The organism is Cupriavidus sp. 86D6, from assembly GCF_057815095.1.
In genome coordinates, this window is sequence record NZ_JBYPSB010000002.1 from 814,150 (window position 1) to 822,560 (window position 8,411).

The 8,411-nt window shown below is 61.6% G+C and carries 17 protein-coding genes; 5 read left to right on the forward strand and 12 right to left on the reverse strand.

Going from position 1 to position 8,411, the window contains the following annotated elements; translation table 11 throughout:
• Positions 1-4 precede the first annotated feature (4 nt).
• The 3 genes from AC3G88_RS08965 to AC3G88_RS08975 are packed head-to-tail and all read right to left on the reverse strand — an operon-like array spanning position 5 to position 1,819.
• The gene (locus tag AC3G88_RS08965) at positions 5-208 is read right to left on the reverse strand and encodes a hypothetical protein (RefSeq protein WP_488893329.1); all 204 of its coding nucleotides are present in this window, start codon (positions 206-208) and stop codon (positions 5-7) included.
• Between the two features lie 31 nt (positions 209-239).
• Positions 240-989: an SGNH/GDSL hydrolase family protein gene (locus tag AC3G88_RS08970; RefSeq protein ID WP_488893330.1), complete on the reverse strand. Its 750-nt coding sequence runs from the start codon at positions 987-989 to the stop codon at positions 240-242.
• On the reverse strand, positions 986-1,819 hold the full coding sequence (locus AC3G88_RS08975) for an SGNH/GDSL hydrolase family protein (protein WP_488893331.1): 834 nt from the start codon (positions 1,817-1,819) through the stop codon (positions 986-988). The genes AC3G88_RS08970 and AC3G88_RS08975 overlap by 4 nt, the downstream gene beginning before the upstream one ends.
• 126 nt (positions 1,820-1,945) lie before the next feature.
• Between AC3G88_RS08975 and AC3G88_RS08980 the strand changes: the two genes are divergently transcribed.
• The 4 genes from AC3G88_RS08980 to AC3G88_RS08995 are packed head-to-tail and all read left to right on the forward strand — an operon-like array spanning position 1,946 to position 3,333.
• Positions 1,946-2,152 (forward strand): phage holin family protein, encoded by a 207-nt coding sequence (locus AC3G88_RS08980; protein ID WP_488893332.1) that lies wholly within the window; start codon positions 1,946-1,948, stop codon positions 2,150-2,152.
• Positions 2,145-2,663 (forward strand): glycoside hydrolase family protein, encoded by a 519-nt coding sequence (locus AC3G88_RS08985; RefSeq protein WP_488893333.1) that lies wholly within the window; start codon positions 2,145-2,147, stop codon positions 2,661-2,663. The genes AC3G88_RS08980 and AC3G88_RS08985 overlap by 8 nt, the downstream gene beginning before the upstream one ends.
• On the forward strand, positions 2,660-2,830 hold the full coding sequence (locus tag AC3G88_RS08990; RefSeq protein ID WP_488893334.1) for a hypothetical protein: 171 nt from the start codon (positions 2,660-2,662) through the stop codon (positions 2,828-2,830). The genes AC3G88_RS08985 and AC3G88_RS08990 overlap by 4 nt, the downstream gene beginning before the upstream one ends.
• Positions 2,827-3,333 carry a DUF2514 family protein gene (locus tag AC3G88_RS08995; protein WP_488893335.1) on the forward strand — a complete coding sequence of 169 codons (507 nt, stop codon included), beginning with the start codon at positions 2,827-2,829 and terminating at the stop codon, positions 3,331-3,333. Before AC3G88_RS08990 ends, AC3G88_RS08995 begins: the two co-directional genes overlap by 4 nt.
• Before the next feature lie 123 nt (positions 3,334-3,456).
• On the opposite strand, the gene AC3G88_RS09000 is transcribed toward AC3G88_RS08995, so the two are convergent.
• From AC3G88_RS09000 to AC3G88_RS09015, 4 genes are all read right to left on the reverse strand, one after another.
• Positions 3,457-4,104, reverse strand: a complete 648-nt coding sequence (locus AC3G88_RS09000) for an ATP-dependent DNA ligase (RefSeq protein WP_488893336.1) — start codon at positions 4,102-4,104, stop codon at positions 3,457-3,459.
• 5 nt (positions 4,105-4,109) lie between these two features.
• Complete coding sequence (locus tag AC3G88_RS09005) at positions 4,110-4,328, reverse strand: DUF2188 domain-containing protein (protein WP_488893337.1); 219 nt, start codon at positions 4,326-4,328, stop codon at positions 4,110-4,112.
• A 70-nt stretch (positions 4,329-4,398) separates the two neighbouring features.
• Positions 4,399-4,791 carry a hypothetical protein gene (locus tag AC3G88_RS09010; protein ID WP_488893338.1) on the reverse strand — a complete coding sequence of 131 codons (393 nt, stop codon included), beginning with the start codon at positions 4,789-4,791 and terminating at the stop codon, positions 4,399-4,401.
• The gene (locus AC3G88_RS09015) at positions 4,778-4,984 is read right to left on the reverse strand and encodes a hypothetical protein (RefSeq protein ID WP_488893339.1); all 207 of its coding nucleotides are present in this window, start codon (positions 4,982-4,984) and stop codon (positions 4,778-4,780) included. Before AC3G88_RS09015 ends, AC3G88_RS09010 begins: the two co-directional genes overlap by 14 nt.
• Positions 4,985-5,195: 211 nt before the next feature.
• On the opposite strand from AC3G88_RS09015, the gene AC3G88_RS09020 reads away from it, so the two are divergent.
• Positions 5,196-5,468 (forward strand): hypothetical protein, encoded by a 273-nt coding sequence (locus tag AC3G88_RS09020; protein WP_488893340.1) that lies wholly within the window; start codon positions 5,196-5,198, stop codon positions 5,466-5,468.
• Here the strand turns inward: AC3G88_RS09020 and AC3G88_RS09025 are convergent.
• The 5 genes from AC3G88_RS09025 to AC3G88_RS09045 form a co-directional block, all read right to left on the reverse strand.
• Positions 5,465-5,965, reverse strand: coding sequence for an HD domain-containing protein (locus tag AC3G88_RS09025; protein ID WP_488893341.1), 501 nt, complete (start codon positions 5,963-5,965; stop codon positions 5,465-5,467). The genes AC3G88_RS09020 and AC3G88_RS09025 overlap by 4 nt on opposite strands.
• A 211-nt stretch (positions 5,966-6,176) precedes the next feature.
• Positions 6,177-7,229, reverse strand: a complete 1,053-nt coding sequence (locus AC3G88_RS09030; protein WP_488893342.1) for a DNA-methyltransferase — start codon at positions 7,227-7,229, stop codon at positions 6,177-6,179.
• The gene (locus AC3G88_RS09035) at positions 7,219-7,803 is read right to left on the reverse strand and encodes a hypothetical protein (RefSeq protein ID WP_488893343.1); all 585 of its coding nucleotides are present in this window, start codon (positions 7,801-7,803) and stop codon (positions 7,219-7,221) included. Before AC3G88_RS09035 ends, AC3G88_RS09030 begins: the two co-directional genes overlap by 11 nt.
• Positions 7,800-7,982, reverse strand: coding sequence for a hypothetical protein (locus AC3G88_RS09040; RefSeq protein WP_488893344.1), 183 nt, complete (start codon positions 7,980-7,982; stop codon positions 7,800-7,802). The genes AC3G88_RS09035 and AC3G88_RS09040 overlap by 4 nt, the downstream gene beginning before the upstream one ends.
• A 191-nt stretch (positions 7,983-8,173) precedes the next feature.
• Positions 8,174-8,383 (reverse strand): Lar family restriction alleviation protein, encoded by a 210-nt coding sequence (locus AC3G88_RS09045; protein ID WP_488893345.1) that lies wholly within the window; start codon positions 8,381-8,383, stop codon positions 8,174-8,176.
• Between the last annotated feature and the right edge of the window lie 28 nt (positions 8,384-8,411).

Here is an 8,411-nt window from a genome sequence, read left to right on the forward strand (position 1 = left end):
CGCGTCACCACTGCTGGGATTCGAGCAGCTTAGACTGCTCGTCTTCTCGGGCAGTCATCCAGTCCGAGAAGTCTTTCGTGCCTGGCGAGTAGGGGTTGTGAGCGTCGTCAGAGATGGCGCTGCGTCGCCCTGCTTTGCCGGCCTCGGACTCTCCACGTTTCCCGTGAGTAACACGCAGTATGCCGAATAGTGCATTGATGGTCTTCATGGTGGCTCCTTTCCGGCAATTTTGCCATATCCTACTCGGGGAACATGGAGCGGAGCATCGGCGCCAGGTAATCCGCCTCGCGCTGGGCTTTTAAGTAATACAGCGCCTGGCTCGGGTGGACGCCATCACTAAGCAGCGCGGGCCAGTTCGGCATGTTCTTGATGTAGCCATATTGCTCGATCACCATGACGCCTTTGGACTTGGCCGCGACATGAATCATTTTCACGTAGTCGGTCAGGGCCTCGGCGTATGAAACGCCATCTACCGGGTTAGGTTCCTCGAGGACCGGAGTCTTGCCGGCCGCGCGCACGATGTCGACAAATGCCTCTAGGCATGCTCGATATTGGTCGGTCGTCTCGGGCGCGACTGCCGCGTTCGAGTCGTTGATCCCGAAGTTCTCGATCACGATCTGAGCAGGGCTCTTCGCCATGTCCTCGGCCAGCTTCGTTGAGTAGACGCCCAGGCCTTCAATTCGCCAGCAGGCATTCGCTCGGCGTACACCGTCATTGATGACGGTCACCTGATAGCGCGGGCCGAGCATAGATTGAAGGTTGGATTGCAGCGCCTGTGGAGCGGTCGGGTTGGCTTGCATGGAAACACCGTTGATATGGGTGTCCCCCCACATCGTTGAATCTCCTTGCGCACTGATGACGATCGTCTTTGGCTGCTGCGGAAGAGGTGCGGCCGTTGCTAGCTGCTGCGTTTCGCTGTCTCCGCCACCACCGCAACCGCCAAGAAGCGCCGCGAGTACGGCCGCCATGATTGCTTCATACGCTTTCATTGTTGTTCTCCTATGATGTTCTTGATAAGCGGCGCGAGCACATCCGCCTGCCGCTGGGCCTTGTTGGCGTAGATCCACTCATCCGGATAGAAGCACTTACCCATGTGCGACTCCCAGTTCGGCAGCCCTTGAACTTCGGTGTACTGCTTGACGAGCGGCACCTTGTAGGCTTCCGCGATGCTGCTCATCGTGCCGACATAGTTCTCCAGCCACGGGTGGTTACCATCGCATACAGGGTTCGGCTCTTCCAGCACGGCGATCTTGCCGGCGTCTCGCACTGCCTGAATCCACGCGATCATGCCGTCGGCATATGGCGCAAGGGACTGCATCAGGTTGTCGTTGATCGCGTGGTTCATGAGGACGATGTCTGCCTTAGATGCTTTGATGCGATCCGCGAACGGCGGCCCGCCGCCATCGATGCCCTTCATCATGTTGACCAGGCTGCTGGCAGTGCCGCCGCTCGCCTTGTTCACAACAGTGATGCCATCGCCGAACTGCGCGCGCAGGAGCGCCTGAGTCTGGGTCGGCTCGCTCTGCTGGGCGACGCTCGTCATTGACGTCAGGCCCATCATGGCGTCGTCGCCGTAGATCTCGATAACGACGGTTTTTGGTGGCTTCGGCGCTGGTGGCGTGGCAACGGGTGCCGGTTCAGATGCAGTTGGCGTTGCTGCGGGCGTTGCGGGGATCGGCTCAGTTACATGACGTGCCGGTTCAGCCTGAACGACGGGTGCCAATTGCGGCTGTAAAGGCTGTGCCGGATCGCCATCGCCGCCGCATGCTGCGAGCAACAGTGCCATGGCCGCAGAGGCCGTGATTTTTCTGATGTCCATAGCTCCTCTCCAGTTGTTAGTGTGCTGACTGCACACATGTATGCTAATGCGTTAGCAAACTGTTTACAAGAGCGATTTCACACATGCCCGCCTCGTGCGGGCGTTTTCATTTCTCCGGGGAAATTAATGATCGAGGCCGACATGGCAAACGAAGCAGTGAAGCTCGCGCCGGCGGCGCCTGTAACCGTGATGACCTTCATGGGCTACAGCGTCCAGGACTGGGCCAGTTGGCTGACGGCCTTCTACGTGCTGCTCCTGATCGGGAGTTTCATCTGGAAGACGGTTCGTCCATGGCTGCGTGGTGGCCGGGACAAGGAGGGGCCGGATGCTTAAACAGCGGATTGCTGTGGCCGCGCTGACCATGTCGGCGGCCGGAGTTGCCACTTGGCAGGCGTCGGAGGGCTACACCGATCGCGCCGTCATCCCGACGAAGGGCGACGTGCCAACCATCGGACACGGATCCACTCGATACGAGGACGGTCGGCCGGTTCGGATGGGGGACACGATTACCCCGCCTCGTGCGCGGGAGCTTGCTCGCAACCTAATGCAGCAGGACTGCAAGCGGATGGCCGACACGCTGCCTGGCGTGAAGCTGTACCAGGAAGAGTACGACGTGTACTGCAACTTCGTCGGTCAATTCGGCATGACGAACTGGCGCGGATCGTCGATGCAGAAGGGGCTGCTCGCTGGCGACTATGTGGGCGCGTGCAATGCGCTGCTGCTCTACAAATTCTCGGCCAAGTACGACTGCAGTACGAAGATCAACGGCGAGCCGAACAAGCGTTGCTACGGCGTATGGACTCGCCAGCTAGAGCGCAACCGCAAATGCCTGGAGGCCCAATGAGATACGGAAGCCGGAAGTTTCTGACAGCTCTGCTAGTCATCGCGTCGGCCGACGCCATGCTGCTGGTTGGCACGATCGACGCCGCCGTATGGGGCGCGACGGTGGCCACTGTGGTCGCTGCCTACATTGCCGGGAACGTCACGCAGAAGGCGGTGGCGAAGACATGATCGCGACCGCCCGATTCTGGCTGGCGCTCGTGGTGGTCTCGCTACTGTCCTACGGTGGCGGCCGCTGGCAGCAGTCTCACGCCGATGGCGCCAAATACGAGGCCGAGCGCACGAAGGCGGCGCTGTCGGCCGCAGTCGATCAGGCTAAGGCCGTCGACCGCGCGCGCGCCGAGGAACAACGCCGCACCGCGGCACAAACGGAGATCGCCAATGCGGCAATCCAGGATGCCAAGGCCGCTCAGGCCGATGCTCGTATTGCTGACGCTGCTCGTCGCGAGTTGCTCGCACGAGCCACCGCGCTCGCAAACGCTTCCCGCCGCCCCGGCGATTCCGGCATTGTCGGCAGCGGCCCGGCAGCCGGCGACGCCGCAGGTCTGCTCGCCGACGTGCTCGGCAAAATTGACCAGCGAGCGCAAGATTTGGCTGAATTCGCTGACGCCGCCCACATCGCAGGCCAAGCCTGTGAGCGAAGCTACGACGCGCTGACGCCCGGCACGCACTAAAAAAAACGCCACGGCCGAGTTGGTCGTGGCGTGAAGCGAATGAAAGAAGTAGTCGCCGGTTTCCCGGCAGGGCAGAGAATGCCACGTGTGCCCCCTCCAAACAATCGCCCGAACGGGTGGATACTAGCGTTTGAACCGCTCCGGCGGCACGGCGCCAGGCCGTTTGACCTTGATCCAGTCCGGAGAGCGGACGCCGTCCTGATAAGTAGTCCCGGCGCGTTTGCACACGATGCCCTCCAGCTGCAGGGAAAGGGCCTGGCTGTATAGCCACTCGGCCTGATCGAGAAGCGCCTGAACATATAGCATCCCCGTCGAGTTGCCTTTACCTATGCTCCAATTGAGCAAATGCTCCAGCGCGGCCTTTCTCTCCTCGACAGGCAGTTGCCGAACATCACGCCGCTGCAGAGCCAGCAGGTCAAATACGCAATAGACGACCGGGTCTGCGCCGTCATACCAGCGGCGATGGCGCGCCCGGGCGTGGACGCGCTCAAAGTCGGGGCGGCCGAGATCATCCAGGACGCAGATTTCGCCGTCGACGACGCAGCCGCCGGGCAGGCTTGCCAGCGCCGGTCGCAGTTCCGGAAACCACGCCGTGCAATCCGCACCGTTCTTGGTTCGCACAGACAGGCCCGATCCGGTCGATGCCAACGCCCGATATCCGTCGAACTTGATTTCGGCGAGCCAACCAGCGCCCTTTGGGACGGTTTTTCGCTCCGTCAGGAGCATTGGTCTGAGCGAGTCTAGGTCGAGCGCGGCCGAGGCGAGCGGCATGGGCCTTAGCCCTTAATGTTGCGCGGATCATGGCCGAACGAGTTTCGCTCGCGGATCTGGCCGTCGCGGCCGTGGATCAGTAGCTCGACCTTTTCGGCCTGGGCGCGCTTCGTTCCGGCTTCGATCGCTTCCTCCTGTGTAGCGAACATCGTGCGCTTGCCTCCGCCTGCGGCTTCTACCGCCCAGCCTTCTCCAGCCGGCACCACATGAATATCTGAGGCCATGATGGTCTCCTTTCAGGAATGGTGCCTCAGTGTCGCGCCGCCGACGCGGGCGCGAATATCCGTCGCGATCCTACACTCCGTCCCGCCGCGGCAACGTCGCGCGTATCTTTTCCAGCACCCTCCGATGCTTGTCCTCGGCCTCTTCCCAAGTCAGGGAGTAGAACGTCTTGGACATGCATCCGGTGATGGTTGTAACGAACATCGGAGGCTTGTCGTCCTTCAGGCTGGCCCAGGCTGAGAAGTAGGTCCAGACGTCGACGGCGTATTCCGGCAGGATGTCTTTGATCTGCCAGGCCTTTCCCTCGCAGGACTGCCACATGGCATGCTCGGTGTAGTCAGAGCAACGGACAGGGTTGCCGGCCTCGTCCAGGGTGTAGTAGCGGTCGTAGTCCGGCCTGATCGGGCTGACCGGCAGGCCTCCTGCCGGAACAGGCGGGCGTGGCTTCGGCTTAAGGCGCGGCATGCAACAGCACCTCCAACTCCCGTCTCGCCTCCTCGACGACGTCTCCGGCCGGCTCACCGCGGCCATTCTCCCAGCCATGGAAGCCTGGCGCCTCGGTGCCGGCGGTCAAATTGTCCAGGGCAGCCAGTAGGCGCTTGGCTGCGTCGCTTACGGTTGGGCGGGCCGTCACCGGCTCCGCAAACTGGTTCACCATCTCATCCCTCATGTCTGTAATGTATGCCGCGCAATGGGTGTCAAGAATCACATTGAAAAACCCAATTGGCAGGTTGTGGCAACTGCACCCACACTGGCTATATACTGTATAAACATACAGTGGTTGTAAAGGGGTTCGGTTGGACTTGCGCGGGTCCGCCGGCGGTCAGGCAGGATGGTCAAACGAGAAAAGTGAGGGGTACGTGAACGCAATGAACGAGAGAAGCACGCCGCCGGTGCCGGCCGGCTTAGAGGGCGCGAGGAAGATCGCTGAGGGTGTGGCAGGCATCTTCAGCGCCTTGCAGGCGCTAGGAGTCGATGACCAAGAGGTCGAGCGGCTGTGCCAGGTCGGGGCGGCGCTAACCCAGAATTTGAGCAACGAGCTCGAGGTCGAGCAGGCGGAGAGGGCGGCGAGGCCCCAGCTGCGAGCGGTGCCGGTCGTCAGCTTCTTCAATGCCGACGACTCGACTCGGGACGAGCACTAAGCGGAAGCCTGGGCCCGCGCAATTCCCACGAGGCGCGGGTCAGCCTTCGTCAACACGTCAAGAAGCAGGCGTTTCTCCTCCAGATAGACCGCGGCGAACTTCGGGTCATGCATGACGATGCTCGACGTGTTGCTGATCAGGTCGGCGCATTTGATCGTCTGGACCCAGCCGGGAGCGGTGGCCAGTCGGGCGCGCGACAGCGCTTTTCGTGCGGCGCGATTGCCTGTCTCCATATCCGACAAGCACTGAACTCCCCTGGCGACGTGAGAGCCGAAGAGATTCGCTAGATAATCGACGGCGACCGACTGGTCCTCGACGCAGTCATGTAGCCATGCGACAGCGATCTGTATCTCGGCAGGGACGTCGCGGCTCACGGATGTGGCCACAATGCCGGCGACTTCCGCCAGATGGTCCACGTAGGGGTTGTTGGTGTACTTGCGCCGCTGTTCCCTGTGGACCTCGCGGGCGAACAGCATGGCGTTGTAGGCCAGTGTCATTTTTCCTCCGTACCTGATTCTGCGAGCCACCACGCGCGGCGCGAGGTCTCAATGATCTGTTCTGCTGCCTGTCCCACAGAATTATTGGTTTTGACTAATTTGGAATAAAACGGCTATTCACCGCAGAATCTGCGGAGATTACGGCTCGTATTCACCGCATGGGCGGTCGTCTGCGCGTCAACCGCAGGACGCGGGCTATGTTGGCTTGCATTTATGCGGTTTCCAGAATCAGCCCCGGCTGCCGCGTCCGATCCGATTGCAGTGCGATGTACTCCGGGTTCAGTTCGGCGCCCAGCCACCGGCGGCCGAGGCGCTGCGCTACGCTGGCCACCGTCCCCGAGCCCATGAAAGGATCGAAGACGATGTCGCCAGCTCGAGATCCAGCCAGAATGCACGGCTCGACCAACGCTTCGGGGAACGTGGCGAAGTGGGCTTCGGGGTATGCCTGCGTCGGGATCGTCCACACGCTGCGACGATTGGCACCAGCTTTCGGCTCGTACCCGGCAGGCGCAGCCTTTCCGTTCTCGCGGCCATGCGGGTGAAACGATCCATGCGAGCCCGCACCAGTGTTCCATCCATCTGGCGCCTTGTAGCGATCCCGCTTTTTGTAATCCATCGTCTCAAAGCTCTGCGCCTTGGTTTCCGGACTGAAAGGCGTTCGGACAGCGTCCGCATCGAAGTAGTACCGCTCGCTGCGGGTCATCAGAAACAGGTACTCGTGCGCCTTCGTGCAGCGGTCTCGCACGCTCTCCGGCATCGGGTTCGGCTTGTGCCAGATGATGTCCTGCCGCAGCCACCAGCCCGCATCCTGCAGCGCAAAAGCAAGGCGCCACGGCTGGCCGACCAGATCCTTCGGTTTGAGCCCTTCGACACGCACGTCGCTGCGTGGGATCAGTGCGTCGTCACGGCGGCGGCTGGCGGTCATGCTTTTGATCTTCGGTCCGCCGCCGCGGTGGCCATTGCCGGCCAGGGTAGAGGCCGCCGACGGTGCGCCACCGCCACGCGAACCGGCATAGCTGTCACCCATGTTCAGCCACAGCGTGCCGTCATCCGCCAGCAGCTCACGGCACAGGTCGAACACTTCGACCATGTTGGCCAGGAACTCTCGCAGAGTCGGCTCTTGGCCAAGCTGGCCAGGGTGGCCATAGTCGCGAAGCCCCCAGTACGGCGGGCTGGTGACGATGCACTGCACGTGCACGCCGTCGGCGATCAGCGTCCGCATGACGTCTCGACAGTCGCCTTGGTAGCAGTGGTCAATCTGCATTGCCATCCCCCTCCGCCCCGCCATTCCCCGCAGACGGGGCGGCGCGCAGTGCATCGATGCTGGCCCGAACGTCGCGGTCAAGCCGCAGCGGGATAACTCCTTCCTCGGGGTACTCGGTGTACCAGGCGAATAGGCCAGGTCCGGTGTCTGCTCCGTCGTCATCGAGTGAGCCAGTCAGCCGGCCGATGCACATTTCGGTATCCATCTGCTCATGGTCGCGATCGAAGTCCATCGGGAACGCATCGGGCGCGGCCAGTTCCAGAACATCCGCCAGTTCCTTCGCGCTGATGCACAACACGGCTTCAGCCTCCCCGCCCCCAGGCTGGCTGGCGCTCTCCAGTTCGCGGCGGTTCCATCGCTCAATAGTCTGCGCGCGTGCATCATCATTGGGCGTTTCATTGACCCCGTAGTGAGATTCCCCGCGAATGGCAACACTCGGGGAGACACTACATGCTGGCGCAATGCAACCAACTCGAAACACCATCTGACGGTCCCCACAACCAATATCCATGAGATTGGCTTGCAGTACAGGCGTGCTACCGCACCAAGGGCACGGCTTCAGCTTCTCGCTCATTCTGTTTCTCCCTCTGTGGCGCGGGCGCGCTCGCGGTAGTTCTCGTTGAATGCTTTGAGCGCCTGCGTTTCTTCATCGCAGCAACGTTGACAGCAGATCGGCGCGGAGCAAATTGGGCAGCCGTGGCTGTAGGTGCTGACCTTCCCGCCGCAGTGCTCACATGGTTCATTGGTCGCCATTTGCATCCCCATCAATGTCACGGCGATAGTACGAGTCGCACCCGCATTTCGGGCAGATGCGCAGCTTTGCGCCCTTGATCTTTTCGTGAGGGACGGAATGCATGTCTGACTCCATGCCTTTCCATCCGCACTTACGGACTTTCGAGCACTCGATGGCGATGTCTCCGGGGTATGCCGGCGTGTTGTTGATGTCAGCCACGGTCGCCTCCCGACTGCTCGCGGGACATGGCGGCGCGGCGGTTCCATGCGGCGATCATCTGATCTCGTGTATTTGCGTCGCCGTTCGTCGTGCATCCAGCACAAGCGCCGCAGTCCTCGCACCATGCTTCCCAGCCGGACATATCAATCAGCTTGATATGTGAGCCTCCGCAAAACGGGCACGGCTTCAGCTTCTCGCTCATTCTGTTTCTCCTGGGGTGCGGGTGCGCT

Coding starts and splice junctions, on each gene's coding strand:
- AC3G88_RS09010 (WP_488893338.1), bottom strand. CDS start 4,791: ATGCCGCGCCTTAAGCCGAAGCCACGCCCGCCTGTTCCGGCAGGAGGC.
- AC3G88_RS09035 (WP_488893343.1), bottom strand. CDS start 7,803: ATGAGCGAGAAGCTGAAGCCGTGCCCTTGGTGCGGTAGCACGCCTGTA.
- AC3G88_RS09045 (WP_488893345.1), bottom strand. CDS start 8,383: ATGAGCGAGAAGCTGAAGCCGTGCCCGTTTTGCGGAGGCTCACATATC.
- AC3G88_RS09015 (WP_488893339.1), bottom strand. CDS start 4,984: ATGGTGAACCAGTTTGCGGAGCCGGTGACGGCCCGCCCAACCGTAAGC.
- AC3G88_RS09020 (WP_488893340.1), top strand. CDS start 5,196: ATGAACGAGAGAAGCACGCCGCCGGTGCCGGCCGGCTTAGAGGGCGCG.
- AC3G88_RS08965 (WP_488893329.1), bottom strand. CDS start 208: ATGAAGACCATCAATGCACTATTCGGCATACTGCGTGTTACTCACGGG.
- AC3G88_RS08980 (WP_488893332.1), top strand. CDS start 1,946: ATGATCGAGGCCGACATGGCAAACGAAGCAGTGAAGCTCGCGCCGGCG.
- AC3G88_RS08995 (WP_488893335.1), top strand. CDS start 2,827: ATGATCGCGACCGCCCGATTCTGGCTGGCGCTCGTGGTGGTCTCGCTA.
- AC3G88_RS08985 (WP_488893333.1), top strand. CDS start 2,145: ATGCTTAAACAGCGGATTGCTGTGGCCGCGCTGACCATGTCGGCGGCC.
- AC3G88_RS09005 (WP_488893337.1), bottom strand. CDS start 4,328: ATGGCCTCAGATATTCATGTGGTGCCGGCTGGAGAAGGCTGGGCGGTA.
- AC3G88_RS08970 (WP_488893330.1), bottom strand. CDS start 989: ATGAAAGCGTATGAAGCAATCATGGCGGCCGTACTCGCGGCGCTTCTT.
- AC3G88_RS09030 (WP_488893342.1), bottom strand. CDS start 7,229: ATGCAGATTGACCACTGCTACCAAGGCGACTGTCGAGACGTCATGCGG.
- AC3G88_RS09040 (WP_488893344.1), bottom strand. CDS start 7,982: ATGGCGACCAATGAACCATGTGAGCACTGCGGCGGGAAGGTCAGCACC.
- AC3G88_RS08975 (WP_488893331.1), bottom strand. CDS start 1,819: ATGGACATCAGAAAAATCACGGCCTCTGCGGCCATGGCACTGTTGCTC.
- AC3G88_RS09000 (WP_488893336.1), bottom strand. CDS start 4,104: ATGCCGCTCGCCTCGGCCGCGCTCGACCTAGACTCGCTCAGACCAATG.
- AC3G88_RS09025 (WP_488893341.1), bottom strand. CDS start 5,965: ATGACACTGGCCTACAACGCCATGCTGTTCGCCCGCGAGGTCCACAGG.
- AC3G88_RS08990 (WP_488893334.1), top strand. CDS start 2,660: ATGAGATACGGAAGCCGGAAGTTTCTGACAGCTCTGCTAGTCATCGCG.